The 25,953-nt window shown below is 69.3% G+C and carries 28 protein-coding genes and 5 pseudogenes; 10 read left to right on the top strand and 23 right to left on the bottom strand.

Features of this window, described 5'->3' with window-relative positions; translation table 11 throughout:
* Positions 1–10: 10 nt before the first annotated feature.
* From ACZ6RC_RS33015 to ACZ6RC_RS32995, 5 genes and pseudogenes are all read right to left on the bottom strand, one after another.
* Complete coding sequence (locus ACZ6RC_RS33015; protein WP_469590465.1) at positions 11–526, bottom strand: hypothetical protein; 516 nt, start codon at positions 524–526, stop codon at positions 11–13.
* Between the two features lie 223 nt (positions 527–749).
* Complete coding sequence (locus tag ACZ6RC_RS33010; RefSeq protein WP_469590462.1) at positions 750–1,793, bottom strand: hypothetical protein; 1,044 nt, start codon at positions 1,791–1,793, stop codon at positions 750–752.
* Between the two features lie 117 nt (positions 1,794–1,910).
* Positions 1,911–2,399: a GNAT family N-acetyltransferase gene (locus tag ACZ6RC_RS33005; RefSeq protein WP_469590459.1), complete on the bottom strand. Its 489-nt coding sequence runs from the start codon at positions 2,397–2,399 to the stop codon at positions 1,911–1,913.
* The gene (locus tag ACZ6RC_RS33000) at positions 2,393–3,136 is read right to left on the bottom strand and encodes a protein kinase domain-containing protein (protein ID WP_469590456.1); all 744 of its coding nucleotides are present in this window, start codon (positions 3,134–3,136) and stop codon (positions 2,393–2,395) included. Before ACZ6RC_RS33000 ends, ACZ6RC_RS33005 begins: the two co-directional genes overlap by 7 nt.
* Before the next feature lie 56 nt (positions 3,137–3,192).
* Positions 3,193–3,892, bottom strand: a pseudogene (locus ACZ6RC_RS32995) (DUF6875 domain-containing protein).
* 250 nt (positions 3,893–4,142) lie between these two features.
* Here ACZ6RC_RS32995 and ACZ6RC_RS32990 point away from each other — a divergent pair.
* Positions 4,143–4,502, top strand: coding sequence for a hypothetical protein (locus ACZ6RC_RS32990; protein ID WP_469590453.1), 360 nt, complete (start codon positions 4,143–4,145; stop codon positions 4,500–4,502).
* 97 nt (positions 4,503–4,599) lie between these two features.
* On the opposite strand, the gene ACZ6RC_RS32985 is transcribed toward ACZ6RC_RS32990, so the two are convergent.
* A complete protein-coding gene (locus tag ACZ6RC_RS32985; RefSeq protein ID WP_469590450.1) occupies positions 4,600–5,115 on the bottom strand; it encodes a helicase HerA domain-containing protein in 516 nt (171 codons plus the stop codon).
* Between the two features lie 174 nt (positions 5,116–5,289).
* Complete coding sequence (locus ACZ6RC_RS32980; protein ID WP_469590447.1) at positions 5,290–6,357, bottom strand: hypothetical protein; 1,068 nt, start codon at positions 6,355–6,357, stop codon at positions 5,290–5,292.
* 194 nt (positions 6,358–6,551) lie between these two features.
* Here ACZ6RC_RS32980 and ACZ6RC_RS32975 point away from each other — a divergent pair.
* Positions 6,552–6,838 (top strand): annotated as a pseudogene (locus ACZ6RC_RS32975) (DUF6233 domain-containing protein); the annotation flags it as partial.
* Between the two features lie 167 nt (positions 6,839–7,005).
* Here ACZ6RC_RS32975 and ACZ6RC_RS32970 read toward each other — a convergent pair.
* Positions 7,006–7,533, bottom strand: a complete 528-nt coding sequence (locus ACZ6RC_RS32970; protein WP_469590444.1) for a hypothetical protein — start codon at positions 7,531–7,533, stop codon at positions 7,006–7,008.
* 1,091 nt (positions 7,534–8,624) lie between these two features.
* Here ACZ6RC_RS32970 and ACZ6RC_RS32965 point away from each other — a divergent pair.
* A complete protein-coding gene (locus ACZ6RC_RS32965; RefSeq protein WP_469590442.1) occupies positions 8,625–8,747 on the top strand; it encodes a hypothetical protein in 123 nt (40 codons plus the stop codon).
* Between the two features lie 116 nt (positions 8,748–8,863).
* On the top strand, positions 8,864–9,487 hold the full coding sequence (locus tag ACZ6RC_RS32960; protein WP_469590439.1) for a hypothetical protein: 624 nt from the start codon (positions 8,864–8,866) through the stop codon (positions 9,485–9,487).
* Positions 9,488–9,745: 258 nt separating this feature from the next.
* Here the strand turns inward: ACZ6RC_RS32960 and ACZ6RC_RS32955 are convergent, their stop codons facing one another.
* Positions 9,746–10,312, bottom strand: a complete 567-nt coding sequence (locus tag ACZ6RC_RS32955; protein ID WP_469590436.1) for a DUF6386 family protein — start codon at positions 10,310–10,312, stop codon at positions 9,746–9,748.
* A gap of 342 nt (positions 10,313–10,654) precedes the next feature.
* On the opposite strand from ACZ6RC_RS32955, the pseudogene ACZ6RC_RS32950 reads away from it, so the two are divergent.
* Positions 10,655–10,798, top strand: a pseudogene (locus ACZ6RC_RS32950) (IS110 family transposase); the annotation flags it as partial.
* A gap of 265 nt (positions 10,799–11,063) precedes the next feature.
* Here ACZ6RC_RS32950 and ACZ6RC_RS32945 read toward each other — a convergent pair.
* The 5 genes from ACZ6RC_RS32945 to ACZ6RC_RS32925 all read right to left on the bottom strand — a co-directional run bounded on the left by ACZ6RC_RS32945 (position 11,064) and on the right by ACZ6RC_RS32925 (position 13,711).
* Complete coding sequence (locus ACZ6RC_RS32945) at positions 11,064–11,498, bottom strand: DUF6892 domain-containing protein (RefSeq protein ID WP_469590433.1); 435 nt, start codon at positions 11,496–11,498, stop codon at positions 11,064–11,066.
* A 315-nt stretch (positions 11,499–11,813) separates the two neighbouring features.
* A complete protein-coding gene (locus tag ACZ6RC_RS32940) occupies positions 11,814–11,939 on the bottom strand; it encodes a hypothetical protein (protein ID WP_469590430.1) in 126 nt (41 codons plus the stop codon).
* Positions 11,936–12,064 (bottom strand): hypothetical protein, encoded by a 129-nt coding sequence (locus ACZ6RC_RS32935; protein ID WP_469590427.1) that lies wholly within the window; start codon positions 12,062–12,064, stop codon positions 11,936–11,938. Before ACZ6RC_RS32935 ends, ACZ6RC_RS32940 begins: the two co-directional genes overlap by 4 nt.
* A 777-nt stretch (positions 12,065–12,841) precedes the next feature.
* Positions 12,842–13,189, bottom strand: a complete 348-nt coding sequence (locus ACZ6RC_RS32930; RefSeq protein WP_453619892.1) for a VOC family protein — start codon at positions 13,187–13,189, stop codon at positions 12,842–12,844.
* 111 nt (positions 13,190–13,300) lie between these two features.
* Positions 13,301–13,711 (bottom strand): STAS domain-containing protein, encoded by a 411-nt coding sequence (locus tag ACZ6RC_RS32925; RefSeq protein ID WP_469590424.1) that lies wholly within the window; start codon positions 13,709–13,711, stop codon positions 13,301–13,303.
* 114 nt (positions 13,712–13,825) lie between these two features.
* Between ACZ6RC_RS32925 and ACZ6RC_RS32920 the strand changes: the two genes are divergently transcribed.
* The 3 genes from ACZ6RC_RS32920 (at position 13,826) to ACZ6RC_RS32910 (ending at position 15,819) form a co-directional block, all read left to right on the top strand.
* Complete coding sequence (locus ACZ6RC_RS32920) at positions 13,826–14,146, top strand: helix-turn-helix transcriptional regulator (RefSeq protein ID WP_469590419.1); 321 nt, start codon at positions 13,826–13,828, stop codon at positions 14,144–14,146.
* 463 nt (positions 14,147–14,609) lie between these two features.
* Positions 14,610–15,452: an IS5 family transposase gene (locus tag ACZ6RC_RS32915; protein WP_469590416.1), complete on the top strand. Its 843-nt coding sequence runs from the start codon at positions 14,610–14,612 to the stop codon at positions 15,450–15,452.
* Positions 15,453–15,549: 97 nt separating this feature from the next.
* Positions 15,550–15,819, top strand: coding sequence for a hypothetical protein (locus tag ACZ6RC_RS32910; RefSeq protein WP_469590414.1), 270 nt, complete (start codon positions 15,550–15,552; stop codon positions 15,817–15,819).
* Between the two features lie 776 nt (positions 15,820–16,595).
* Here ACZ6RC_RS32910 and ACZ6RC_RS32905 read toward each other — a convergent pair.
* Positions 16,596–16,748 (bottom strand): hypothetical protein, encoded by a 153-nt coding sequence (locus tag ACZ6RC_RS32905; RefSeq protein ID WP_469590410.1) that lies wholly within the window; start codon positions 16,746–16,748, stop codon positions 16,596–16,598.
* Between the two features lie 196 nt (positions 16,749–16,944).
* Here ACZ6RC_RS32905 and ACZ6RC_RS32900 point away from each other — a divergent pair, with 196 nt between their 5' ends.
* Positions 16,945–17,232, top strand: coding sequence for a DUF7677 family protein (locus ACZ6RC_RS32900; RefSeq protein ID WP_469590493.1), 288 nt, complete (start codon positions 16,945–16,947; stop codon positions 17,230–17,232).
* Between the two features lie 25 nt (positions 17,233–17,257).
* Here ACZ6RC_RS32900 and ACZ6RC_RS32895 read toward each other — a convergent pair.
* Both ACZ6RC_RS32895 and ACZ6RC_RS32890 read right to left on the bottom strand, forming a co-directional pair.
* A pseudogene (locus tag ACZ6RC_RS32895) lies at positions 17,258–17,871 on the bottom strand (IS5 family transposase); the annotation flags it as partial.
* A 167-nt stretch (positions 17,872–18,038) separates the two neighbouring features.
* Positions 18,039–19,034, bottom strand: a complete 996-nt coding sequence (locus ACZ6RC_RS32890; protein WP_469590407.1) for a hypothetical protein — start codon at positions 19,032–19,034, stop codon at positions 18,039–18,041.
* A gap of 519 nt (positions 19,035–19,553) precedes the next feature.
* Here ACZ6RC_RS32890 and ACZ6RC_RS32885 point away from each other — a divergent pair.
* Positions 19,554–20,054 (top strand): alpha/beta fold hydrolase, encoded by a 501-nt coding sequence (locus tag ACZ6RC_RS32885; protein WP_469590404.1) that lies wholly within the window; start codon positions 19,554–19,556, stop codon positions 20,052–20,054.
* Between the two features lie 402 nt (positions 20,055–20,456).
* Here ACZ6RC_RS32885 and ACZ6RC_RS32880 read toward each other — a convergent pair whose 3' ends face one another.
* The 6 genes and pseudogenes from ACZ6RC_RS32880 to ACZ6RC_RS32855 form a co-directional block, all read right to left on the bottom strand.
* Positions 20,457–20,924, bottom strand: coding sequence for a lamin tail domain-containing protein (locus tag ACZ6RC_RS32880; protein ID WP_469590401.1), 468 nt, complete (start codon positions 20,922–20,924; stop codon positions 20,457–20,459).
* A gap of 929 nt (positions 20,925–21,853) precedes the next feature.
* Positions 21,854–22,690 carry a hypothetical protein gene (locus ACZ6RC_RS32875; protein WP_469590399.1) on the bottom strand — a complete coding sequence of 279 codons (837 nt, stop codon included), beginning with the start codon at positions 22,688–22,690 and terminating at the stop codon, positions 21,854–21,856.
* Complete coding sequence (locus tag ACZ6RC_RS32870) at positions 22,687–23,583, bottom strand: sigma-70 family RNA polymerase sigma factor (RefSeq protein WP_469590396.1); 897 nt, start codon at positions 23,581–23,583, stop codon at positions 22,687–22,689. The genes ACZ6RC_RS32875 and ACZ6RC_RS32870 overlap by 4 nt, the downstream gene beginning before the upstream one ends.
* Positions 23,580–23,798 carry a hypothetical protein gene (locus ACZ6RC_RS32865; RefSeq protein ID WP_469590394.1) on the bottom strand — a complete coding sequence of 73 codons (219 nt, stop codon included), beginning with the start codon at positions 23,796–23,798 and terminating at the stop codon, positions 23,580–23,582. Before ACZ6RC_RS32865 ends, ACZ6RC_RS32870 begins: the two co-directional genes overlap by 4 nt.
* Positions 23,799–24,994: 1,196 nt before the next feature.
* A complete protein-coding gene (locus tag ACZ6RC_RS32860; RefSeq protein WP_469590391.1) occupies positions 24,995–25,438 on the bottom strand; it encodes a hypothetical protein in 444 nt (147 codons plus the stop codon).
* A gap of 333 nt (positions 25,439–25,771) precedes the next feature.
* A pseudogene (locus ACZ6RC_RS32855) lies at positions 25,772–25,953 on the bottom strand (serine/threonine-protein phosphatase); the annotation flags it as partial.

The following is a 25,953-nucleotide window of genomic DNA, read 5'->3' as shown; positions in this document are numbered from 1 at the left end:
CGCGAGGTTCTCAGCGGCGCCCGACCCATGCCTGATGGTCGGGCGCGACGTGCAGTCCTTCGCGCACGCGGCCGCGCAGGACGCCGACGCGAGTTCGGCCCTCCACGACCTGCAGCCCGCTGCTCGACTGGTCCAGGAAGCACCGGTCGATCAGAAGCGGCGGGCGCAACCACGTCCCGTGCTCCTCCCAGTGCCGACCGACCTCTGGCGAGCGTCTCCCGACCCAGTACACCGGGTTCTCGGCGAACTCCTCGATGCAGCCGGCGTCGGAGGCTCCGGTCGGCATCCCGTAGAAGTCCGCGGCCGGGACCGTCTCGAGCCGCCAGGTAATCTCGCGCAGGTCGATGCTTCCGTAGTCGGTCACGAAACGGTCGTCGTCGCCGAAGTCGTAGAGGAACTGCTCCAAGACGTCGTCCGGCCACTGAAGCGGGGCCACGGCCGGGTCGATGCGGAATCGGTCGTAGCCGTAGCTGAGACCGCCGGCCCGGCGGCGCTTCATCAGGGGGCTGAGGTCTTTCAGCTTCATGCCGTCAGGTGTACCGCAGATTCCCTGGAGTGATCCCCCTGCCGTAGTTCAACCGCCGATAAGGCCCGTACCGTCGAGGCCGCCGTTCCCCGGCGTGCTGGGAAGACTGCAGCCGGCCAGCGTGACGACGGGGCCGCAGCGTCGCTGGACGGTGCGCCCCCGAGCCAGGCCCCGGGGACATCGTGGCTGATCTCCCAAGGCCCGTGGTGATGCGGGAATGGCTCTACATGAGCGCGGCGAGGGCCTGCTCAGCCATCTGGATGCCCTGGGTTGCCGCCATGGTGGTGGTGGCCGCCAGGAGGTGCTCCTTGAGCTGGGTGGCGAACTGGCGCAGGCGGCCCGGCTCGGGGCTGGCGGAGGTCGCCTCGGTGTGAAGGTCCTGGGCGACGCGCTCCAGCTCCACGCGGTCCTCGTCGGACAGGCCCAGGATGGAACTGACCTGGCCGACGTACCCGGCGAGCTGGACGAACAGCGTCGGGTCGACGCCGTCAGTGTTGTTCTGCGTGAAGTGCTGCTGCTCGCCGATGATGACGCCCTTGGCGTTCGGCATGAAGTTGTTGTACGTGGTGCTGGGACGGGGCTGGTTCACGTGGTCCTGCACGCTTCCTCCTGCCAGAGCGCAGCTGACGCCCGGGGGTGTGATGGCGACCGTGGGCGGGTCGGTGTCGATGTGTTCGATGAGGTTGTGCTCTGCGAGGTAGGCGAGCGCCTGATGCAGGTCGGTCCCGCTGATCTCGGTTCCCGCGAAGTAGGAGCCGGGTGTCGCGAGGAACAGGGCCGGGTTGACGGGTGTCTGATCGCTGGCGGTGTCGAACAGCCACCGCAGCAGTGCGTCGATCACGTGGCGAATCCGGGCGGCGCGGTCCTTCTGCAGGTCCTTCAGTTCGCGCGCCGCGACACGGCCGGCGTCGGTGAGACAGACGTGGGTCTTGGTCCCCATGGCGCGAAGGATCTCCACCAGGCCGTGCTGGTCGAGCTGGAGAGCCAGGATGGCCGGGTCCTCGTCCTCCAGCCGGAGCTCTTCGGGGAAGGCGGTGACGTCGGTGTACCTCGACGGATTCTGCTTCTCGCGGTCGCCCAGCCACAGCAGCAGGCGAGCCAGGTAGCCGGTCACCTCGCCGGGCACCACACTGGAAATGGCTTCGATCTGCGCGGAGACGCGAGGGGGGTTCCGTCGTTGAGCGCGCTCGAGGCTCTTGTTGGTCTCCTTGACCAAGTCCCTGGCCCACTTGTCGATCTCACGCTTGTTGATGCCGTTGCGGGCCACGTTGCCCTCCTGTCTCAGGTACCTCAGCCAAGAGTACGGACCGGGTCCGACAACGGGCCCTCCGTTTAACGGGACGCCGAGCGGGATGCCCGCTGCCATGCGGGCCAGGGAGCTGGTTCAGGTGGTGGTCTCCAACGCGTAGAGCTCGTAGGCGATGGTTCCGTCGTCGGTGTGCCAGTCGGACGTGCCCACGCGGGTGAACCCCGCCTTGGCCAGGACGCGGCCGGAGGCGAGGTTGTCGGGGTGGTGCATGGCCTCCAGCCGAGTCAGGCCGGCGGTGGTGAAGGCGACGGAGACGACGTGGCGGGCGGCCTGGGTGGCGTAACCGTGGCCCCAGCTGTCCTCGCGAAGGATGTAGCTGATGGTTCCCATGAGCGGGGTTCGTCGACGCAGGGCGAGCAAACCGATCATCTCGTCTGCGGCGAGGATGGCCCAGCTCCACTGTGCGCGCGGGGTTTCGGCGGCTCGGGCGAGGGCGTTGCGGATCTTCTCGTGGGCCTGGTCGAGGGTGAGGGGCTTGCCGGTGGTGTGCCGGATGGAGGCTCCGCTGTAGACGCGGGTGAGGGCGGGGGCGTCGTCGAGGGCCAGGGCGCGCAGGGTCACCATGCGGCGGTCAGCTCCTTCGCGGTGGGCCGGTCGGCGGGATCAGGGACCAGGCACGCGGTGATGGCGGCCTCGAACGCGGGGAAGGGCCACGGCCGGAGGTCGCGCAGCGCGGTGGTGGTGCCCCGGGCGATGACGGCCAGCTTCTCCAGCCGGTCGAGGTCGTCGTCATAGGCGACGGGGCGCCGGCCGGTCCAGCACCAGAATAGGGAGGCGCCCAGGCTCCAGATGTCAGTGGCCGGCTGCGCCCGGACGTGGGTGTCGGCGGGGGTGTCGAGGATCTGTGTGGCGAGCTCGGGGGCGGTGGTGTGGGTGAGCGCGCCCCGGTACGGGACGCGGCGGCCGTCGCTGGGGCCGCAGGCGAGGGCGTAGTCGATGACGGCGGCGTGGCCGTCGTAGGTGACCAGGGTGTTGGTCGGCTGAACGTCGGCGTGGGCCCACCCGGCGGCGTGCATGCGGGCGAAGTGCTCCGTCCAGGTGCGGGCGATGCCCGCGAGCCAGGGGCGGACCGAGGCGCGGTCTCCTTCCGGGCCGCGGGCGAGGGTGAAGGCCCGCCACAGGGGTACGCCGTCGATCCAGTTGACGGCCAGCCACCGGCCGCCGTCCCATGTCCCGGCGCTCACCCGGTAGTCGGGGCTGAGGGCGTCGGCGGCGGTGAGGCGAAGGAGGTGGTCGTCCTCCTGTGCCATCTCGGCGGCCTTGGCGCGGGCGTCGTCGCCGTCGGGCCGGTTGGCCTTCACCGCGACGGTGCCCTTGGGGCCCTGGATCTTCTAAGCTCGGGAGCCGCGCCGGTCGCTCAGGAGCTGGATCGCGGTGGGCTCGCCGGTGTGTCCGGTGAGGAGGGCGACGGCTTCGCCGGGGGGAGCAGGTGTCCGGCCCATGTGCGGATCTCCGTCCACTCGGTGGGGATGTGCTCGAACACGTCGCGGCCGTCGTCGTCGGCCGCGGCGAGCGCGGCGGCCAGGTCGGGGGTCGCGCTCAGGAAGCGGGGGTCGCGGCGACGGACGGCGGCCCTCACGGGGAGGAACGAGGCGGGGGCGGCCGGGATCCGGTGGCCGGCCTCGGTGACTTCCTCTTCTCCCGCGTAGAACTTGCCGAACATCACCCCGACCGGCCCGTAGAGGTTCTTCAGCACCCAGTGCGGCCAGGCGAGCAGGTCACGGTGCCGGGTACCGGGTACGTCGCCCAGCAGGACGATGTTCTCGCACCGCAGCAGGCCGTGGGGTCGGTTCAGCAAGGGACGCAGCCACTCAGCGGCCTGGGCGCCCGCGTTGGAACAGCTCCGCCTGAACTGCTTCGGCGTCGCCGTGGGCTCGGTAGACCGTCCAGGACTTCAGACCCCGCTGGAGGGACGGGGCCAGGTAGGGGCAGTGGGCGGTCATCTGCCGCGTGTAGCCGCTGATGTCCACCGATCGCGGCCGGGTGGTGCTGGCCTCAACGAGGCGCAGCGCCCCGGCGGTGGGCCGGGGCGCTGCGCTGGTGCGTCCGGTGGTCACCGGCGGGCGGTCTCCGGCTGGTCGGGCGCGACGTCGTCGCCGTCGCCGCCGGCGGGGCCGCAGTCCCACTCCGCGACCACGGTGCCGGTCTGGCAGTAGCGGGCGACGGCGGTCTGGTCGAGGTTGCCGTCGGCGTCGGTGAACCAGATCTCCGGCAGAGGCCCGTACGCCTCTTCGTAGGCAGCGACCCAGGCGATCGGGCCGTGGCCGTTGTTAGCGACGTGGCGGATGGGCTTGCGAGAGCACCGGCATGGCCGCCGACACGCTGCAGAGTTACCTCCAGCTCGGGCAGCAGGAGCTCCGGTCCGCCGGCCCGCAGGAAGAGGATCGCGCGCACGTGGCGGGCCTGATGGGCGAGGCGTTGTCATACGAGGCGATGCGGGCGCCGGCGAACCGGATGCGGCACGGCCGGGGGCAGCGGCAGGCCGAGCAGGCGCAGTCCCCCGAGGACGATCCACAAAAGCTGTTCACCGAGGCGGTCCTGCACGGGCTGAAGGCGAAGCTGTGCGACGAGGTCGACGCCCTGGACACCTACCTGCCGCCGCAGATGGCCACGATGGCGCGCCGGGTCGCGGAAGCTCTCGAAGTGCCGGAGCCGGCCACCGCGTGACGGCGGGGGCCGCAGCGTCGTTGGACGGTGCGACCCCCGAGCCGGGCCCCGGGGATGTCATGGCTGTTCCCCCGGGGCCCGTGGTGTATCCGACCGGTCAGCTCTTCCCGGCCGCCGTGGCGGTGAGCCAGTCGGCGGCTTCGGCGTCGGCCATCAGCAGGACCTGCGTCGGGTGGGCGGCGTCACCGTGGACGACGTGGGCGCGGCCCGGGTGCGCGCTGCTCTTGGGGGCGGAGTTCGTCGGCGACCACGGTGCGGCGCCGGCCTTCGATACGATGAGCTGGTCGTGGATGTCGGCGATGTCGGCGCAGTAGGTGACGTTCGGGACGCCGCGCGCCCACGGGTGGGAGATCCGCTTGGTGTCGAGGACGAAGACGTGGCTGCCGTGGTGGAGCATCTGGCAGGCGATGCAGCGCAGGGTCACCGACTTGCCGCCGCCGGTGGAGGCGTTGACCAGGATGTGCGGGGATTCGGCGTCCAGGTCGACCGAGATGATCCGCCCGCCGGCGCCGAACCCGATGATGGGCGCGGACTCCTTGGCCTTGGCCACCAGCTCCCGCGTCTTGGGGTCCTTGAAGACGGCCTTCGCCGGGGGCTTGCGAGTCTTCTTCACCAGCACGTACGGCTTGCGGCCCTCCGGATGCCAGGAGGCCCATCGTCGTCGCCGACCTGTTCGGCCTCAGCCCCGCCACAGCGGAGACGTGGGCCAGATACGCCAACGACAGTTGGACCCACTACCTCGCGGCCCGAATGTGACAAGGCATGACTTTTTTCTTCGTGTCGTCGATCAGTCCGAAGCGAGCGCAGTGGTCCAGCAGTCGCTGCACACCAGGTCGCCGTTTTCTTCCGGTTGGAAGGGCAGGGTGCAGCGGGTGCACGTGGCCAGGCCGTCGAAGGGCCTCGCGCAGTTGAAGCAGAAGGAGCGCGGCTTGTCCGGCGCGTCGGCCAAGTACGCTTCGGTGAGCAGGCTGTGCCTCTGGCACTCCGGGCAGACCTGAGCGCCCCCGTCGTGGTCAAGGAAGTCCTTCACGGACAGCCCGAGCACGCTGACCGCATAGTCGACGAGGAGCGCCGTGTCGTACTCCCAGTGGGTGATGCAGAGGCGACAGTGGCTCTCATCCACTTCTGCGACCACTGCCCACATGCCACAGGCGGGGCAGCGCAGTGTGGTGCTCTTGAAGGGCTCCAGCTCGGGAGCGAGCTGAGTCATCCGGGCGGTGGCGTAGCCCCGAATCCGGGGCACACTGGCACGGATCGTCTCCATGTCCTCGAAGTACGCGTCGACATGATCGGCGTCGATCCCTCGCCACAGGTGAGTGTCGATAAAACGCATGAGGATCTCGAGGACGACGCCGGCACGGGCCTCGATCGCGGCCGTGCTAAGCGTTGCGCCGAAGTGCTGGAACTTATTGCGCTCCTTGGAGAAGGCGGTGATCGCCCCCTTCTCCTCTGGCGAGATGGCCACTCCGTGCTGGCGCAGCCGCTTGATGGTGTCGGCGATTCCACAGCTCACAAAGTCCCCGGTCTTGTAGCTGAACTCGTCCGCCTCCTCAGGCTTGGTGAAGACGAGTCTCCAGTCGATGCCCGCGAGGCACGCCTTTAGCAGCACCTCTGTCGCGGCCTGGAGGTGGAGGACGGCGAACTTGAGCGCGCGCGGCGCCGGGTCGGGGCCGTCGAGCAGGTCAATGACACTGAAGAGGTAGTCGATGCCATTCAGGAGGGCAGGGTAAGCGAGCTCGGCCGCCGGACCCGGGTCGCTCATCACCAACCGGATAAGTTCCTCATTCTGCTGCCGCGCGCCGGGGAGCTTCGGGTCCTCGCCGCCCCGGGTGCCCGGCAGATGGGTGCCGCTCATGCCCGCCCCTCTCCAACGTCTTCTCCCGCAGGTGCACCTCGCACCGCACGATGAGCCGGTGGCATCTTCGAGCGACCCAGAGTCTTGGACGCCGGCACCCCCAGCCACACCGCTCAGGCCGGAACCGTAGCAGCCGTCGGTGACCGCGGAAGACCGAATTGTGCACGGACGAAGTACTGCCTCTTCACCAGTAGGACGGCTCCGTGGAGGCGGAGTACCGGGTGTGGGTCCGGGCGCCCGACCATGTGCGCCCAGTCGACGGCATCGACTACGACCAGGTCCCCACCGAGCCCCTTCCGCCGGCGTCCACGTCGGTGGTTCGTGAGGTCCTCGGGGAGCGCCGGCCTGCGAGCTGGGTTCTGGCGAGGGCCGGGGCCCGGCCCGGGGCGTGCTGCACGTCCCGGACTGCGAGGAAGCACCCCCGGGCGCGCCGCTGCTCGGTGCGGAGAAGGCGTTGAACGTCGTGGAGCACCCGGGCACGGCCGGATCTGGCGGCGCAGTGGCACCCCGCGCGCACGACACGGCCGTTCAACAGCTGCTCGTCTCCGTTCATCCGACAAGCCTTCCAGCCGGCACCGACAACGGGAAGCGTAAGACGGCCTCGGGCCCGGCCTGGGTGGCCGGGCCCGACGCGGGAGCGGTGCGGTGCTAGGGGGTCTGGAGGGCGCCGCGGTCGATGAGGCCCTGGATGTAGGGCGGCCAGTCCCGCTCCAGGCTCGTGGTGATCGCGGCGTGGACGTCGGCGCGGGTCTGCGGGGTGACGTGCTCGACTTCGCCGCCCGGGTAATACAGGCGCACCCCGTCGCGGCTGGCGTCGCGGAGGATGGCATGAGCCTTCTGCATCAGCGTCATGTAGAGCTGCGGGATCGGCGCCTTGATGAGTTCGTCGATGACGGCTTCGTAGTCGGCACCAAAGTCCGCCCAGTCCTTGCCCTGCTTGTCGAGCCACAGGGTGACGTCGGAGAAGAAGACGGCTTTGCCGGGCCCGTCCTTTGGGTCGCGGGCCAGGCCGGTCGCGAGATCGAGCGCGATGCCGGCGCTCTTACTGACGAGGTCACGCGGAATCATAGTCGGGGCGATGGCCGCCGCGCACTCGCCCCAGTCGCCCTGGGTCTGCTCCGGCCAGGGCAGTCCCAGCACGAGCCATCCGTCTGGCGCCAGCAGCTTGTTGCTCACCGTGTACTTCCCTCTCGGTCGTGACGTCCGTGTCGTGTCGATCCTTTCGCCCGGCGGTGACGGTGGGCAAGGCGCTCTCCGGCCGCCCCGGCCTGGAACATGGCCTCTTCCCTTCGGCTACGCGTAGGTAAGAGGTGTCGTCGGCGCGACCAGGCTTGCCCAGTGGGGCTGACCAGGGATAACGGGCAGTGTCCGTTTTGCCGGGCTCCTACTCCCGGTCACACCTTCGGTCCCCCGCCGTGAGCAACCCTCCAGGCAACTGTCCAGCCTCCCTCCGGTGCAACCCTCGCGTCGCCGTCACAGCCAGGGGCAGGAACGGCGTGGGCCAGGCCGGCTCCCACCGCCAGGCCGCCCACCGCTCCGTCTGTGCAAAGACGCCGGAGCGTTCGGTGAGCATCGCCAGGACCTCGCCGCGAGCGGCTTCGACGGCCTGGTGCTCGGTGTCGGAGATGATGCCGAGGCGCCGCACGTGCGCGTATTCGTCTTCCCGAACAGCGCCGCCGCTTCCGCCAGACCGTGGCGGCCTTCGTCGAGGACCTGCGCACCGGCGGACACTTCCGCGCCGGCCTCCGCGAAGCACGCCGGTTCGCGGATTCCCGTAGCTGCGCGGTGGGGAACCCGTACGTCAGCCGCGGAATTCGGTCCGGCAGTGATGCGGATTCTCGTCACGCAGGGGTTGTTAGGGTGACGTCAAGGCTTCAGGCATTGAGGGGAAGGACACGCTGGTGCGCGACCGTCGTTCCCCCTCTGTCCCACCAGGCCGCAACCTGGAGCCGCTGGAGCGGCGCCCGATCGGTACAAACGGCTACGTCAGCACTTGGGGCGCCGTCACGAGCATCTGCCCACCGAAGGGCTTCTGAGCCCACCGCGATCCCCGCGGAGGCACACCCCCGGCTTCCCCACCAACGCCGAGGGCCTCTCCGGCGCCAAGCTGGACCTCTTCGAAAGCCTGCGCCCGGACACCGAGGCCCCCGGACGAGTAGAGCGTCTCGGCACCGGCGGATGGCTGACCGCAGCCCGTCCCCAGACCTGCGACAACAAAACGGCCCCAGGGAATCCCGGGGCCATGTTCGCCTGGCGCACCTGAGCTCATGACACCCGTCGTTACCAAGCGCGGCCCCGACCCGTACGTCGTCAGGGGAGGCGGGGTCGACGGACAGGAGGTCGCCTCCCTCGGCCAGTCCTACGTCAGACAGCCCGACGGTACGGTGTAGGTGTTCGAGTCCGGCACCACGGTAAAGGTTCCCGTGGTGAGGGACACAGGGCACGACGGAAAGCGGAAATGGTACGTCACGTCGATCTTCCCCATCCTCTGAGGTGGAGCCGGGACATGGAATTCGGCCTTCCCCACCTGGCCGGCACGTTCCACCGATACTGGCGGCAGGAGGTCGGCAGCGACACCGACGTGCTGATGGCCTACGCCACCGGCATGCCGGCGTACCTGGTCCACGCCGTCGTGGTCGATGCGGTCAGGCTGGCCGACTCCGCTGTACCCGACTGGGCGATCGAGACGCTCTGGTCGCTCGGCACCGAGGAGCGTCACGTCCTTCGCGAGGAGGGCAGAGCCGCCCGGGACTGGCTCCGACTGGTCAGCGGCCTGTACCAGGACCACCTGCGCACCCAGGCCCCGGACAGTCCGACGGACGTCACGCCGAGTCCGTACGTCCACCTGACCGGTGCAGTGCTGGACGAAGTCAGGCTGGTCATGCCCCTGATGCCCGACCCTCCGTCGGGTCCGATCACCAAGAGATACATCCCTGGCGTCGGACGGGCTCTCGAACAGGTCGCCCTCCAAGCCTGCCCCGACCTGGTATTCCGCTTCCTGCTGGAGGCCCTCAGGGTTAGCGGCCCCCAGATCTCCCGTGAACAGTTCGAGCGCTATCGGGCTCTGGGGGTGGAGCTGGAGTACGGCGAATTCCTCGTCGCAGGCTATGACTATCTCGTTGCGCACTGACGCCTCAGATCAAGGCGGCGACAGGCAGGGGACTGCCGAGCGTGCGTCCGGGCCGGCGGCGCTGATGTCGCAGCCGGTCAGGCCGAGGACCGCGATGGCGAGGCTGCGATGGCGAGGCTGTGAAGTCTCGCCATGAGGGTGCTGGCCAGACCTCGGCGCCGGAGCTGAGCCGATCGAGACCGGGACCGAGTCATACCGCCTCGCCCATACCAAGGCCCAGCAGCAGCTCAAGGCGGTCTGAACCGGGTCCACCCCAGTTCAGCCATTTGGGGCTTCGAACGTACGCACCGCAGTCCGGAAGGCTCCCTGACCGGGTTGAGCAGGGTTGATCAGCACCACGAAGTCCGGCAGGGCTCCCGGAACGGGCCGCCCGTCCTTGTCCTGGCTGCCGGCTTCGGCCTGCCAGTCGATCAAGTGGACGACCACGGCATGGCGGCCCTCGGGCACGGGGTGTTCGATCACGCCATCCGGGGCGCCCCCGCTGACATCTTCGATGCCGCCCACGAACGCGCGACCGCGGGAGACGAACAGGTAAGGCTGGGAAGCGACCAGCTGATGGGCTGCCTCCCGCTCGGTCAGCCGGGCCAGCCCGGCCGCAGTGCCCGAACGGACCAGAACACCGAACGCGCCGTCTCCGCCTACATTGAGCGGAACAAGAGCGCCCGCCTGGATGTGACGGACGATGTCCTCGTCGTCAAGGAGTTCGTCCTCCCAGGTGTCATCATCGACGACGGCCTCGAACCGCTGCGGATCCCACAAGACGAGCATTCCGGCGTCCGTGGCCACCGTCACCGGAGCCTCATCAAAGGGCTGCTGAGCAGTCACTCGCTCCTCCGGCCATCTCGCTGGCTGCATTCGAATCAGACGATTCTCCCAGCACAGGACCACGACAAATCTGGCGGGACCGCGTCACCCCAACACCCGGGGCCACTTCAAGCCGCCACCACCACCGGATCCGGCGCGAACCGGGGCCGCTTCGGACCGCCCGACAGGGCCGACTCAAACCGTCACGGCACCATGAGAAGGCGACCCAGGGGGGCTTGACGGAGCGCGAGGCCCTCGCGACCCCGGGACGGGGGCGAGGCCGGTGGTGTTGTGTCCGCCGTGCTCAGCGAGCCGGCAGAGGGGCCTGCACGTGATCGACACCGGCGACATCGACATCTTCCTCTGGACGTCGGCAAGGGCGAACACCACGCCACCGCCGTCGGCCCGGCCGGGAAGAAGGCGTTCGACAAGCGCCTGCCCAACACCGAACCCAAGCTCCGCGAGCTGTTCGCGAAACTCCAGGCCAAGCACGGAACGGTGCTGGTCGCCCTTCCGGCCCTGGTCACGAACGTAGAAGCTGCCGCAACGGCAACCACAAGCCCTTCGCGAACACCAACCTCGCCCGCCCCGATCACAGACCAGACGGGAGGAGCCGCGCCGGCCGGGCGTGCGCTGGGGCCGCACCAGCCCGGGGCCGCCCTGTGCTGGCGCACGCCGCCGAGATCCGCGAAGGCGACAAGCGGGGGTTGTACGCGCACGGGAGGGACGATGAAGAGTGCCGCTCCTTTCAGCGCTGCCGGAGTGCCGGGGTTCAGTCGGTGTCGATGCCGCGCGCGGCAAAGACCTCTGCCGCGTCCGGCACGGCCAGGACGCCGTCCTCTACGAAGGTGACCTCCCGCAGGTTGGGCAGCAGGACGAGGTCGTCGAGCGAGCGAACGTCGAACAGGTCGTCCTCGCCATCCCAGGCGGGGGCGCAGTGCCGGAAAACGTCCGCCCCGGCGTCGAAGCACAGTTCCTCGACCCGGGCGAGCAGCTCGGCAGGGATCTCCAGGGCCTCGAAATGGGCCCGGGACTCCGGCAGCACCTGCGCGTGGAGGCCGGTGTCCAGGACGTGGGACGCGGGGTCGGCGATCCCCTGCTCGGCCAGCCGGGCGGGCAGGTCGTAGACCGGGAGGAGCGGCTCGGGGCCGTACATGAGCTCCTCGATGACGAGCAGCTTGAGGTTGAAGTCGTGGAACTGGCTCATGGGAGATGAGTACCACGGGGGTACGGCACAGGTCCGAGGCCGGCCGGGCCACAGGCCTTCCCAGGTGGCTTGCCGGGCCGTGAGGATCCCGCGCACGCCGGTGGTGGCGCTGGTCGCTTCCGAGTACCCGCCCGACGGGACTGGCTCTGACTGGCTGGGCAAGGGGCAGCCGGCGCGTATCCGAGGGGTGCCGACTCCATACTCGGGAGCCCATCTGTGGGGGCCTGCCCCGCCGGCGGGCGGGATGACCACGCGTCGAGGCTGGCGTGCGGTCACCCTTGGCGTGCCACAGTCATGAGAGGCGGCTGCCCCCCTTCAGAGGCCAAGGCGGTACATGTCCTGGCGCAGCATGTCGCCGCCCTCGTAGCTCTCTATGATCTCCCGGGCCCGGTCCACCGCGGCTGGCCACCGGATCCGCTCCCGCGCCATACCGGTACTCATACCCTTCCGAACGGCTGGCGGGTCAACTGCTGCTCGGGTGCCACCGCCTCCGGGGCGGGCGCAGCCTCCAGCCGGTCCAGACGTTCGTAGAGCGCGGTGACCAGACGGGCGCGGTCCGGACACATCGGGCGGTGCCCTCGAGCGGCGCGGACAGCGTGCCGTCCACCTCACGCAGGACGACATCGGCAAGCGCCGGGAGCCGCTGTCCTTGGGCAGCTGGGCGGCGCGGCGGTGGACATCGGAGGCGACCGCGCGGACGTGGCCGGTGAGCTGGAGGGCCTGCTTCAGGTCGCGGGCGGTGATGGTGTCCTCGCCGGTCCAGGCGAGGAGGGTCTTGACGAGGCACTCGTATGGCTCGCGTGGAAGGAGGGAAGGGCCGCTTCGACCTCCCCAGGTTGTCGCGGCCCTTCCCTGATCAACTTTCAGCCACTACCCCGATGTGCCGCATTCACGCAAAGGAACCGCCGAGCGGCGTCGCCACCGAGCCGGACGACCACGGCCTCGGACGCTCGCGCGGCGGCCTGACCAGCAAGCTCCCTCTGGCCACCGAGCAAGGGCTGAAGCTCATGTCGATCGTGTTCACGGCCGGGCAGGGGGCTGTCCGCGCTTCGAGCCGTCCTGGAGAGGGTCCGCGTGCTCCGCAGCGAGCCGAGCAGGCCCTGGCTCCGGCCCGATCGGATAGGGGGCTGCCACCGCGGGAGCCCAGCTTCTTGGGGTTGCGGGCGTGGTCGGCGTTGTCCGGGATGGTGCAGTGGATCCAGCGCCGACGCAGGCAGGGGGGGCGTTGCGGGGGGCGCCTTGTCGGCGCCCCGCTACGAATCGCCGTCCGCTACGAGACGACCGTGCTCGTCACGGCCTCAACGAATGGCTGTACCCGCATTCCCTTGCAGCAGGGAGGGCCGTCAGCGGTGGCCCAGCACGTTGATCACCAGGCCGTTGGGGTCACGGACGAAGAACCGGCGCACCCCCCACTCCTCGTCCTGCAGGGGGTGAACGATCTCCGCGCCGCTCTCCCGCATAGACGCGTAGGCCGCGTCCACGTCGCCTACTTCAACGCTCATATCGGGAGTGACTGGTGCGGTCTTGTCACTGGCCATGAAGCTGATCTGCGCTGCCGGACTGGACGGGGATGCGAGCGTCATGATCCAGCCGTGGTTCATGACTTCCTCGAACCCGAGCAGGCCGTAGAACTCCCGGCTCTCCTGCGCAGCCTCGGACTGGACATTGGGTACGACACGACGAACGGTCATCGGTAACTCCAAGCTGGACAGCAGACCGGCGCTAGGCCTCTTCAGGAGTACTACGTCACACCGGCCGCCGCACGCACTTTGGCTATGCGCCCTAGGGGAAGCCCCGTGGTGTCACGAGGTCATCGCGGCGTCGACTGTCTCCCGGATCTGAAGCACGTCGTCGACCCCCGTGATGGCACACAGCCGCTGGACCTGCTTCGACGGTGCGGCCACGAACAGCTTTCCCGTCCGGTGGGTGAGGATCATCAAATTCAGGAACGCCGAGTCCGCGAAGGTGACGCCGGAGGCGTCCAGGATCACCTTCGGATGCGCCTCGACCGCGGCCTCCAGCGCCTTCTCCAACAGGCCGATGCAACTGATGTCGAAGGCGCCGAGCGCCGCGACGACATGCGTCCCGGACAATTCGTACCGGATGACGGTGCACTCCTGAGCAGCGTCCACGGAGGCCAGCCCCGGCAGCGGCCCCACGCCGGGAGCGGGAGCGGGCAGCAGCGCGGACGTATCGGCTTCGTTCCCCGTCACTCTCGGTCTCCCTCCGCGTCTCTCCCCACCACGGAAGAGAAATCTGACAACAGATGCAGGAAACTTATGTCACGTATCGCTGTTCCTGCAAGGAGGGTCCCGTAAAATCACGCCATGGTTGGAGCACCCGAATCTCACAGCGGATGGACGTTCATCACGAACCACGCCCGTGTACTGGCGGCCATCGCGGACAACCCGAACGTCCGCATCCGGGACATCGCCGTCCGCTGCCGGCTCACCGAGCGTGCTGTCTCGCGGATCATCGCCGACCTCGAACAAGCCGACTACCTCTCCCACACCCGGGAAGGACGCACCAACACCTACCGCATACAGCCGGGTAAGGTGCTGCGGCACCCCGCCGAAGCCGGCCTGCCCATCACCTCCCTGCTGTCCCTGCTCGTGCAGGACGAGTCCGAGCGCGTCGGCCAGCAGTGAACAGAGCCATGGGAGAAGTCACCTCACCCGTGGCTTCGTCCACGAGGGCAGTCTCCGGCACGACTTGGACAGCGCGGACGCGTGGCGTCGGCGCCGTGCCGGGCACCACCAGGACGAGGGCGAGGACCAGGACCACGAGCACCACCAGGACATGGCCGGCCCCCGCCCCAACCAGGAGCCCCGGCCCCAGGGCGAGCAGATGCCTCGGCGATACGCCGCCCCGCGTCAGTGCCACCCCGTGCAGGCCTTGAGCCGGTCACCCGCGTTCGCCGCACACCCGCGAACGACGTGGCCGGATCACTCGCACTGCGCACGGCGGACACGGACACACCGGCCCGCCCGGACGGCCTGCATGGCCGGGGCCACGCCGCCCGCCAGGCCATCGTCGCCCTGAACCACGTCATCGCGCGCCGCGTCCAGCCCTCGGCCGTTTCCTTCGGATCATCTGATCGTTGGTTGATGTGTGTCGCTGACTGATGCCCAGTGGGCGAGGATCGAGCCGTTGCTGCCGGACCGGACACCTCGGCGGGGTGGGCGGTGGCGGGATCACCGGCAGGTGATCGACGCGATCGCGTTCAAGTACCGGACCGGGACACCGTGGATGGACCTGCCCGAGCACTTCGGCTCGTGGAAGGGAGCCCACAACCGGCTGAGGAAGTGGGCCGCCGACGGCACCTGGGAGAAGGTCTTCACCACCCTGCTCGCCCAGGCCGATGCCGAAGGCGACCTCGACTGGGTCGTCGCGGTCGATTCGACCGTCATCCGTGCCCATCAGCACGCTGCCGGGGCCCGTCAAAAGGGGCCCCGGCCGGCGAGCCGACCGACCATGCCCTCGGTCGGTCCCGCGGCGGCCTCCACCAAGATCCACCTAGCCGCCGACAGCCGCTGCCGCTCGCTCGCATTCGTCATCACCCCGGGCCAGGCAGGTGACGCACCCGCGTTTCCCGAGGTCATGGCCCGCTTACCGGTGCCCCGACCGGTCGGCCGACCCAGGACCACGCCGGTCATGGTCCTGGCCGACAAGGCCTACTCGTCCCGCGCGATTCGTTCCCACCTTTGCCGGCGCGGAATCCGGGCGGTGATCCCGCAGCCCGCCGACCAGGCGGCCAACCGCAAACGTCGGGGCAGCGACGGCGGCAGGCCACCGGCCTTCGACCGGGACGCCTACAAGCAGCGCAACACGGTCGAGCGCTGCATCAACAGACTCAAGCAGTGGCTCGGCCTGGCTACTCGGTATGACAAGACCGCCGTGATCTACCTGGCGGCACTCCATCTCGCGGGCATCTTCATCTGGTCTGCACGCTGACTCGAAGCCGCCCTGGGAGCAGAATGATCGCGTGCTTCCTCCTCGACTGCTGTGGTGCGATCCTCGGCCCATCCCCCAGTTCAACCGTCAAGAACCGGTGACACTGATCGTCCGGGACCCCAGTTTCTACGAGCCGACCAACGAGGACGACTGCACGGTGTTCTCGTACTTCTGCCAGACGCATGACCGCTGCTACGAGCGCGAGGCTTGTGGGGAGGGGCCGCATCTCGTGGCTCTGCACTGCGAAGAGCACGGGCCCGAAAGCATGTGGCCGCAGCCGTTGACGCTCATGTTCCCTGAAGGCTTTGATCCTCCGCTCAGCAAAGCGCAACTCAACTGGCTACAAGCAGAGTGGGATGCCGTCTAAGCAAGATCCGAAAGAGACGGCCTAGGCCGCCTGTTCCAGCGGCAGGCGTACCGCTCGATTCACCGGCGTCGTAGAGCCGCTCGCGCAGGTACAGAAGAGCGACGGTGTCAGCGACGGCGGCCAGGTCGGCCAGCAGGGGGCGGATGCGGGCGTCATCGCCATCGCCGACCGCCCGCACAATGTGCTCAACGACGTCGCGGGCCCGCGGATCGACGCCCGGCGGCTGCCACGCGGTTGGACCGGCCGGACCGGCCTCGGGGCTCACTCCTCTTCTCCCGCCAAAACGCGGTCGGCCGCGTAGTGCGGGCAGGCCAAGCGGTGCCGGGTGGCCGTGAGGCGGTCCCCGGCCGCGGCGAGAGTGCGCACCTGGCCGTCGGCCGGGCCCGCCGAGCAGTACGGACACAGGAGGGTCTGCGTTCTCAGCCCGGCGTGATGGTCATCGCCGTCCGGTCCGGGCCGACGGCCGAAGGCGCTGTCGTGCCCGGGAAGCGCGCGGTGGACGGACGCGGCTTGGGTTCGCTGAGGGCCGTGCATCACGTGACCATGCTCCCCATCCTCTGGCCTGGCATGCCTGCGCCGAGCCCCGGGGGTGGCGAAGTCTCGTGGCAGGCTGACCAAGCGGCCCCCGCCGACCGCTTCGAGTTGCCGGCCTGAACGAGCCGCCTCAGATCCCCGTCAGCGTCACCGGACACGTCAGGCGTCCGCTGTTCGGTCGCTGCAGGCAGCCGCACGCGTCGATCGCGGGCCCCTCGGTTCTGCCAATGGCGTGGGAAGGATCAGGCCGGGTTGATGTCTTCGGCCTGCGGGCCCTTCTGGCCGACGCCGAGCGCAGCCGTCACGATCCGGTGCACGAACGTGGAGCGGTCCAGTTCCCGGCCGCGACCCGGGGCCGGGGCCGGCGCCGAGCTCGCCGAACGGCTCGGTGTCACCACCCGCACCGTGCGCCGCAACACCGACCGTCTGCACAAACTCCAATACCCCGTCGAGGGCACCACCGGCCACGCTGGCAGCCTCGGCATGGCCGGTGTTCCTGTGGCAATTAGCCCCGACTCAGGAGCAGGAGTGCACCGCAGTCTCCCAGGCGCCGGCGCTCCGGTAGTGGTTCCTGTGCCCCGCGGTGAGCACATGGTGCAGTTCGGCACGGTGCTGAGTGTTCGTCGGCAGGTCCAACTGGTTGAGGAGAGCCAGCGCGGCGACCGGCTCCAGATCGCCGTAGAGGTCGTGGAAGCTCGTCAGAAGGCCCTTGAAGACGGCATGGTGCGTAACAATGTGCTGCAAATCGATGCCGCCGGCATGGTGCTGAACGATGGAGATGCGCAATACCGGGTCGCGCAGTGGGTTCGAGCGTGCTGCGACCCGAGCTATCGAGTCGAGCCGCCCTTCGAGGACTGGGAGACGGAGCTCCACGTCTGATGACCCGCCGCTCACCGTCGGAACATCACGCCCACAGGAGTGAGGCGAGGGTGACGGCTGCTTCGTAAGACTGGGCGGTTTCGTCGTGGCGGGTGGCGATGCCGCGCCACTGCTTGAGGCCGTTGAAGCACCGTTCCACGACGTTGCGGTGCTTGTATGCCTCGCGGTCGAAGGCCGGCGGGCGGCCTCCGCGGCTGCCTCGCCGATCCCTGTTGCCGACCTGGTCAGCCCGCTCGGGAATCGTGTGCGGTATGCCACGACGGCGGAGCCAGGCGCGGATGGCCTTCGAGCTGTAGTCCCTCTCGCCCAGAAGGTGATCGGGCCGGGTGCGGGGCCGCCCGGTCCGATCCGGGTAACCGGATCGCTTCCATCACGGCCGTGAACCGGGTGCAGTCGTTGGTGTTGCCGCCCGTGACGACGAAGGCGAGCGGACGGCCCCGCCCGTCACAAGCTAAGTGAATCTTGTCTCTGGATCGTCCAGGGCCGGGTCGCGGAGCCCCCTTTTCGAGCCCCCGCCGCATGCTGGTGGGCCCGGACGATCGTGGAGTCGACCGACACCAGCCAGTCGCTGTCGCCCGCCGTGTCCGCCTTCGCCTGCGCGGCCGGCTGCTGCCGGGCGCCTCCGGCGTCATCCCACCAGCATGGGCCTGGCTGCTGGCATCGCCGCCGGGACGGACGCAGTCATCACCTCGCACCGCTTGTACTGAGTGAGCCCGCCACCCGGCTGGAACTGGCACTACCAGCACCAGCACACCCGAACCGCATTGCACGACGCCAAGGGGACGGTGCCCCGGGGATCACCGCGGTCAGCTGCTGAGACGTCGGCGGGCCCGAATAATGAGTGCGGCGCCGACGACGAGGACAGCCGCTGCTGCCCCGGCCACGGCGGTGACCGGTCCGGCTCCGGACTCAGCCAGTTCCTCACTCCCGCCGTTGTGGGGCGCACTGCCGGCGGTGTTGCCCTCCGCGCCACTGCTCCCCGCGCCTGCGCTGCCCGAGGTGGTCGGCGTCGGGGTGGAGGGAGTGGGCCGGTCGGACTCCTTGCGGACGTCGATCGTGAGGTCGCTGGAGTCGTTGACCGGGTTCGAATCGAAAGCGTACGGCGAGTGCATGCTACCGGTGATCTTGTGCGTCAGACCGCCGGCGTTCGCGGGGAAGTTCCAGGTGAAGGGCAGCGTCACACTCTTCCCCGCCGGAATGGAGGGCAGATCGCAGATGAGCCGCCAGTGGTCCACCCAGCAGCCCTGCTTCGAGTCGAAGCTCTTGACGTACCAGTAGGAGGCGTAATCGCCGGTGAAGTCGAGTGTGACGGGTAGCGGGACGCCCGTCGCGTCACCCGGGCCGTTGTTGGTGACGACCAGCTGGGAAGACACGTCCTTGCCGGTGGGCACGGGCCCGGACGGCACTCCACGCCAGGAGAACGACAGGTCCGCAGCGACCCGAGTCTTCACCGTCGTGGTCACCGTGTTGTCCTCGGGCCTGCTGTCGACGGCGTCACCGATGTCCGTCGTGGCCTGGAAGACCAACTCCGTCCCCACGGGCACGTCCTTGCCGACCCGGATCGACGCCCGCATCGAGATCTCTCGCGGAGGAGTACCACTCCCGGGGCAGACGATCGCCCGGCCCTGGTCGGTCGCCGTGCAGTTCGTCTGGCCGTCGTCGTGGAAGGTGACGCCATCGGGGAGAGAGATACGCACCCCGAGCCGGGGGACCTGGCCTGACTCCACGTGCGAGGAGACCCACAGTTCGAACCCCGCCCCGGCGACAGCGACGGTGGGATCCGCTCGCAGGGTGGTGCGCACGTCCACGGTTTCCGCTGCACCCGCCGTGCCCGACAGAGACCCGAGCAGCAGCATTCCGGCTGTCGCCACCCCTGCCGCCACACGTCCCCGCAGCCGTGTTACGTCCACGTCTATCCCCTCAACCCTTGATCACCCAGATAACGAACACTTGGACGATCAAACCCCGGCGAAGGTTGTACTCCCGGATCAAGATTCTCAGCAGCCGTGGGCTCGTCCTCACCCTCGAGACCGGTTGCTGCTATCTGGATCCGAAGTCAGACACGTCCACAGTGGCTTCAAGCCAGCGGCGTACCGCCGGGCTCAGCGGCGGCTCGTCCGGCTCATCCATCGCTCCACTCGCCACCCATTCGGCGAACCGTCGGAGTACTGGCGAACGATGCGGGGCTGTCAGCACGGAAGTGCTGATGTCGTGCTCCCACGTAGTCGCGAAGCACAGGACGCTGCCGTCGAGCGAGAGCATGCTGAACTCGGGGCGACAGGGTGCGCTGCCGAGCAGGCCAGCAGCACCCTCTCACGGCCATGCTCACCGCCGCCGCCCGCCCCGATCTCGTCCATGCGCTCGTCCTGGTCGAAGCCGGTCCCGGCGGGTCGAGTCCGGAGGTCGTCGCCGAGATCGGCGAGTGGTTCGACTCATGGCCGACGCCCTTCCCGTCGAGGGAGGCGGCCGTCGAGTTCCTCGGCGGCGGCCCGGTCGGTGAGGGCTGGGCAGCCGGACTGGAGGAACGGAACGGGGGATGGTGGCCGCGCTTCGACCGTCACGTGATGGTCGACTCCCTGTCCGAGAGCGCCCGGCGGGCCTACTGGGACGAATGGGCCGGCATCACCTGCCCGACTCTGGTCGTCCTCGGCCAATCCGGCATCATCACCCCCGAGGACTCCGGACGGATGCTTCAGCAGCGCCCTGGAACGGTGGCCCTGAGCATCCCGGAGGCAGGACATGACCTCCACCTGGAACACCCTGACATTCTGCGAGAAGCGCTCCAGCAGTTCCTCCACGACCCCGCCCAGAAGCGGACATGACACCGGGTACTCAGCTACGGCCTCAAGCCGAAACACCGCCGGAAACCGGGTGCCGACTACCGGCGCCGTGGTGTGTGCTCAGGGCATGGCGCAACTGTCCTGAGGTCACATCCACATGGGCTAGCCCACGGTCCATGAGCCGGGCGCTCCACCATACGTGCCCGGCTCGGGCCGCGGGGGCCGGCGGTGGATAAGGGCCACGGGCATGAGTCACGACACGGACTACTGCGGAGATCGCGCTGCGAGGCGCTCGGCGCGCATGTCCCATATACGCTGCCGGGGCGGGCCGGGCGCGCGTGTGTGCGCCGGGTGGTAGAGCCCGGCGCACACCGTGGGTTCATGTCTGGCTGCCCCTACGGTTCGCTGTGGACGGGCGGTGGCAGGGGAATGCCGGGTGTGCGATCAGCGGTGGTGGAGGTTGCCCCAGGACTTGGTGTCGATGGTGCGGCCGCGGTCGTCGCGGAGGGTGGCCTTGTCGCGGTCGTTGTCCCAGACGTAGTTGCGGCGGTCCTGGAACAGGTCGGTGCGGGTGTCGCGGCCTTCGCCGGTGTGGATCCGGACCGTGGCGCGGCTGGCGAGGCGGACGTCGCCGAAGCGGTAGCGGTTGCCGTCGTCGTCCTTCAGGGTCCAGCCCCTGAGGTTGACCGCGTGGCGGGTGGTGTTGGTGATCTCGACCCACTCGGCGTTCAAAGACCGGTTGGAGCGGTTGTCCCGTCCGGGGCTGTCCGCCTGGACGCGGCTGATCTCCACCTTCGCGCTGCGGTGACGGTCACCGTCGTGAGCGGCGGCCGGCAGCGCGACGACGGAGACGATCGCCCCGGCCGCGAGGGCGGTCGCGGCGATACGGCGGGCGGTCGAAGAAGCAGACATGTGTGATGTCTCCATAAGAACGGTGCTCTGCCAGCCGATACAGCCGGTGAGAGCGGTGCGTGTCCCGGTCCGGTGCGGGCCGAGGACGCAAACTCTGCAGGCTTGCCGGAAGCGCCGGAACGCCATCCGGGCGCCGTTACCGGCTAAGGACATTTCCGTAACTGTCGGGTTCATCGGGCACAGAATTGTGCAGTCGTGGCCCTGACATTCACTGACAGCTACACCTACCCGTTCAACGATCAACAGGAAGCCCTTCCGGGCCCCGGCCCGCCATCGGCAGGACTATCCGCCGCGTTACGCCAAATGCCTGATCAAGGCAGGTAACAGCAGTTCTGCACGTTTTTTCGCACACCCGCCACTGTCTCGCACTCATGGACGCCACCAGGGTGCAGCGCGAGACCGTGCCTGGATGCGGAGTGGCGCGCCGCTCAGGCCGAGCTGGGCCCGCAACGGCGACGCCCGCCGGCAGTTCGACCGGGCCCGGCGCGGCTTCTGCGGCCGCGCCAGGATCGGCTCGACCGGCGGCCTGAGCATCACGGGGCTTCCTCACCCTCACCCCTCCTCCCTGAGGGGACGGCTGAACTCATGCAATGCTCGGTCGACCGCAGAGGTGCTGGTACTCCCGCACGGTCCGTGCAACCCCCCGGGTAGGGGTAAGCGCGCAGGGCCGTCGTACCGTCACCATCGGCGCGCCACAGCCCTCAGCACCCCGAGGACCACCGCCCCCACGGCGCCGAGCGCGGCGGCACGGCGCACTGCCGGGTTCCCGTACAGCACCTAGCCGCGCGAAGCCGCAGCCGGGCGCGGCCGTCGGGAGCCGGTGCACGAGTGTGGAGCGGGCCGGCTCCAAGCGGGGCCGGGCCCGGAGCGGGCCCCTGTGGGAGCGGGTACGGCGACGTCCCTGAGCGGCCGGGCCCCGCCGGGGGCGGTCAGCGGGAGGCGTGCTCGTCGAGCGCTTGAGGGATCCGAGGCCCGGCGCCGGCTGCTTCGCGCCAACGCCCGGGGCGGGTGCGGGCGTGGGTGCGTGCAGGGAGGTCGCTGGGCCGGTCGGGCCGGTCTGCGGCGGCGCTGAGCAGGTCGCGGATTGCGGCGGCGAACTGGTCGCCGGGCAGCGGCAGCTCGCTGTCGGGCTCGCGGAGGTATCCGACGGCGACGGCGGTGGGCATGTAGGCCATCAGCTCGGCGACCACGGCGGACCGGGGCCGGGCGGTGTGCTTGCCCAGGCGGCGCAGAAGTCGCAGGAGGGTTGCGATGGAGGTCTGGTCGTCGTGCTGGAGGACGACCGTCTTGCTGTCGCGGTGGAGGGTGGTGCACACCGTCTGTGTTCCTGAGGTGGCGTCGTCGGTCTGCTCGTGCCACCAGCGGGCGGCGTGGGTCTCGCCGAGGGCGAGGTGGTGGAGGTAGAGGCAGTAGGCGGCCGCGGGCTGGCCGGCGCCGGCGGCGTACTGCCACCAGAAGCGGGCGCCGTCGTCGGTGTCGGTCAGCTGCAGGACACAGGCCAGGACCATCGCGCTGCGCGGCGCAGGGACCTGGTCGGTGATGAAGTCGGCGACGGCGTTGGCCGGGGTATGTGTGACGAGGCTCTCGCACAGGGCGCGCAGGTCCTCGGCCGCCGACTCCGTGGCCTCGCCGCACGGCCTGCGGGGAGCTACCGGCCGCCGGGATTTCGGGGCCGCGGAGCGGGCAGGGACGGTGTCTTGGGGCACGGTTCGCTCGAAAACGAGGAGCGCCCTGGAGAGAAGGTTCTCGAGGTCGAGCTTGGTCATGAGTTGGGTCCTCCGGTCTGGGCCGGTATCTCGATGGTGGCGGCGAGGAACCGGTTGGCGTGGCGTTCGCTGGACCGTACGAGGGCCAGTGGGATGCCGAGGAGGTCGGAGACCTTCTCGGGGGTGAAGCCGCACAGGTGCCGCAGCACCATGACGTCGAGCTGGGCGATGGGCAGCTTGCTGATGGCGGCGAACAGCTCCAGGCTCTCGGCGAGCTGTGCCGTCTCGTCCTGCGGAGAGGCCTGAGCGTGCATGGCGACGGTGTCGAAGGCGGCGCCGCCGAGAACCGGCCGCTGGTCGCGGTGGTCGGCCTTGGCCTTGACGGTGGCGCTGAGGATGTCCCAGGCGTAGCGGCGGATGTCGGGGCTGGACAGGGCGTCGTCGAACGAGAGCCACAGGATGGAGAAGGCGTCTTCGATGGCGGCGTTCAGGGTGTCGTCGGTCAGGAAGACGCCGGCGTAGCGGCGGTAGCCGTCCTCGTTCATGGTGCGCAGGGCGCCGTGTTCGAGGGGCGGTCCGGTCGTGACGGCGAGGCGGCCCCCGGTGGAGCGGTCGACCCAGTCCCGGCTTTTCCCGGCGTCCATCGCGGCCTGCTTCCACAGCCGGTGCAGGGGCCAGGTGGGGATGGTCAGCTCGTCGGCCAGGCGGTGGATGACCTCCCAGCGGGGGTAGTGGCCGACCCCGCGCAGCAGCTCGGAGAGCTTTGACTTCGCGAGCACGCGGGCGCTGAGGTCGGAGAGGGTGCGGCCGCTGAGGAAGTAGTGCTCGCGGGTCGGCTCGAGCCACGCCCGGTGGGAGCTGCCGACGGTGGAGGCGATGGGGCCGAGCTTTCGGCCGGGGCGGGCCGGGGCCGGCTCGGAAGCCGGTCCCGGAACGTTGAGCGAGGGGGTCACGGGGCGCCGTCCTCCTCGTTGGCCACCGCCGTGACCGGGTTGGAGGCCGCCGCGGACTTGCTGCGGAAGCCGGCCAGGACATGGGTGACGGTGAGGCCGAGGGCCGGGGCCAGCGTGGCGATGATGGCGGCGTGCCCCATCGCCGCCATCGCCACGCTCCAGCCGAGGACGCCCAGCGACAGCACCATCGCTGCCGCTATCAACTTGCTGTTCATCATGCTTCCTTGAGTGTCGTGTCGATCTTCATCCGGAAGGCCACGTCGCTGTGGCCCCCGCAACGAGCGGGTGCCGAGCCGCTGTTGAGGGAGCATCAGCATGGACTGATGGATGGCACTCACGCCACGTGATCATGGAATCACGGAACATTAGCTTGCGGAGAAGGTGCGCTACGCGGCCGGAGATGACCGTTCTCGCGCACGTAGAGCACGCCCGAGCCGCTTCACGGGTGAAGTTCCCGATTTTCCTTGCATTCCCACCGGCGAGACCCCCCAATGGAGACAGGACACCTTGGTGTCGTCCTTCCATCCGGAAGGGGCCCGGCCCCCGTGCCGAGAACCAACAGGGGGCCCGCGCCACTCGTTCCCGCCCGGCCTGAGATAGAGGCCGGGCGGGACGAAACGCCCCCAGCATCGGGGACACGACCGTAGCGCAGCCCACTGACAACAGCCCCGTGCCGCTACCGGATGCCTCAACGCGCCCCCCGTGCCTCACCCGGGTCCTACCTGACGGCGGTCACCTACACAGCCGTCAGGTACGGCCGCCTCCGGCCGATGAGTCCGGGTCACTCACCTCCGTCCGACGCGTGGACCGGGGCGAGGGGCGCCCCGACGAGGGCTCCTCAAACTGAGCGAACTGCCGCCGGCCCCGGGGGGCGCTACTCAGAGGTGGGTTCCCCGCGGAGCGCCTGGCCGACACGGGGCTCAGGCCGATCATGCGGGCAGTCGTCTCCCGGTCGATCCCGCGGTCGTACGCCGCGCGCATGGCAGCGTTGCGGCGAGCGACGACGGCCTGGCGGCGGCGAGCCAGGCGTCCGGGCCAGCACGGTCGCGAGGTCGAACGGCTTGCGCTAGTCCTCAGCCTTTTTCTCCTCGCTCGGCTCGCGATCGAGGAAGGGCATGGACTCTTCCCCGCGGTGAAGTCCTCCCGGCGGATGGTGATGTCGTCCATGAGCGCGAGGGGGCGGCGTTCGTCACGATCTCCCGGGCGGCGCGCCGCCAAATGCCGGCGGCCGCATGCTCGGCGTGGGAAGAGGCCGCGGCGCGCAGGGTGGCGGCGCGCCGTGATCGCGCGGGCAAAGTCCTCGATCTGCTGTCCGTACTCGTCGAGCCGGGAGACGGCGATGTTCCCGCCGGGCCGGATCCGCCGCAGGGGCCACGACGGCTCCAACGGCACGCCCACGTTTCTGCCGAGACTACTTACCGGCCAGACCCAAATTGGCCCCGCCCCGCAGGTCCACGAACCCCTGCGCGATGACAGCAGCCGGCCGCAGGCACGCCTCGCGCGTGTCCGCCGCCGTCGGTCCTGCGGCGCATCCCAGCGTTTCGTAGGTACGTACTGCGGCTTGGAGCTTCCGGGCCACGGAGTCGAGCGTCGCGAATCCTTGGCGCCCATTGATCTCGCTCAGGGCCAGCTCGGCAGCATCGGACGCGGCATCGGCTGCAGCCTTGCACTGTGCAGTGAACATCTGAGGCGACGACGTTGAGCAGGGAGAGTTCGTGCCCGAACCGAACTGCTGCTCATCCGCCGAGATGCGCTCCTCAAGGGCGAGCTTCACATTCACGGCGACCTGCGCCTTCGTCGAGACCGACTCGCTCGACGGCGAGGAGGAGGCCCACGGCTGGTCCGAACGATTCACACTTCGAGAATCGCTACATCCCGTGATGAGCGCCCCTGACAAACCCAGCATGGCCACCGCTCGCAGTGCAGGCCACTTCATCTCTCGCTCCCCCTCTGAAATGTCGCATCACCCTACCCGAGAGGTCGCACAAGATCAGAAGGTCAGAAACAGGTACTGAGACCCCGCTCCGGTACGAGGCGCTCGTCCTGACCCGCCTCGGACACACCCCGCCCGCCGGCCCTGGAAGCCCGCCCCTTACTTCAGACCGGCACCCCTGAAGCGGCCCTGCAACCGTGACGGCCGGCGGGGCCGACCCTCTCCCGGTGCAGCCGTCTGCGCCGTCGTCGGGGTTCAGGCGGGCGTGTGAATGCCCGTGGCAGAGCCGTACCAGTCGAGGCACAGCACGGTGGCATCGTCTCGCGGTGGGCATCCGCCGTAAGCGTCGGTGACCGCGCCGACCAGCGTGCGGACGACCTCCCGCGGGTGCTCGGCGGCGGTTTTACGCAGAAGGCCGGGCAGGTCGACGGCTGCGG

The sequence above is a fragment of the Streptomyces sp. NPDC048353 genome (genome assembly GCF_055587165.1).
The sequence above is the reverse complement of the archived record's forward strand: the minus strand, read 5'-3'. Positions and strand labels throughout refer to the sequence as shown.

Coding starts and splice junctions, on each gene's coding strand:
- ACZ6RC_RS32960 (WP_469590439.1), top strand. CDS start 8,864: ATGGAATTCGGCCTTCCCCACCTGGCCGGCACGTTCCACCGATACTGG.
- ACZ6RC_RS32930 (WP_453619892.1), bottom strand. CDS start 13,189: ATGACCGTTCGTCGTGTCGTACCCAATGTCCAGTCCGAGGCTGCGCAG.
- ACZ6RC_RS32885 (WP_469590404.1), top strand. CDS start 19,554: ATGCTCACCGCCGCCGCCCGCCCCGATCTCGTCCATGCGCTCGTCCTG.
- ACZ6RC_RS33005 (WP_469590459.1), bottom strand. CDS start 2,399: ATGGTGACCCTGCGCGCCCTGGCCCTCGACGACGCCCCCGCCCTCACC.
- ACZ6RC_RS32980 (WP_469590447.1), bottom strand. CDS start 6,357: ATGAGCGGCACCCATCTGCCGGGCACCCGGGGCGGCGAGGACCCGAAG.
- ACZ6RC_RS32945 (WP_469590433.1), bottom strand. CDS start 11,498: ATGAGCCAGTTCCACGACTTCAACCTCAAGCTGCTCGTCATCGAGGAG.
- ACZ6RC_RS32875 (WP_469590399.1), bottom strand. CDS start 22,690: ATGACCAAGCTCGACCTCGAGAACCTTCTCTCCAGGGCGCTCCTCGTT.
- ACZ6RC_RS33015 (WP_469590465.1), bottom strand. CDS start 526: ATGAAGCTGAAAGACCTCAGCCCCCTGATGAAGCGCCGCCGGGCCGGC.
- ACZ6RC_RS32880 (WP_469590401.1), bottom strand. CDS start 20,924: ATGTCTGCTTCTTCGACCGCCCGCCGTATCGCCGCGACCGCCCTCGCG.
- ACZ6RC_RS32900 (WP_469590493.1), top strand. CDS start 16,945: ATGGTGCAGTTCGGCACGGTGCTGAGTGTTCGTCGGCAGGTCCAACTG.
- ACZ6RC_RS32865 (WP_469590394.1), bottom strand. CDS start 23,798: ATGAACAGCAAGTTGATAGCGGCAGCGATGGTGCTGTCGCTGGGCGTC.
- ACZ6RC_RS32990 (WP_469590453.1), top strand. CDS start 4,143: ATGGCCGCCGACACGCTGCAGAGTTACCTCCAGCTCGGGCAGCAGGAG.
- ACZ6RC_RS32935 (WP_469590427.1), bottom strand. CDS start 12,064: ATGTGTCCGGACCGCGCCCGTCTGGTCACCGCGCTCTACGAACGTCTG.
- ACZ6RC_RS32965 (WP_469590442.1), top strand. CDS start 8,625: ATGACACCCGTCGTTACCAAGCGCGGCCCCGACCCGTACGTCGTCAGG.
- ACZ6RC_RS32940 (WP_469590430.1), bottom strand. CDS start 11,939: ATGAGTACCGGTATGGCGCGGGAGCGGATCCGGTGGCCAGCCGCGGTG.
- ACZ6RC_RS32920 (WP_469590419.1), top strand. CDS start 13,826: ATGGTTGGAGCACCCGAATCTCACAGCGGATGGACGTTCATCACGAAC.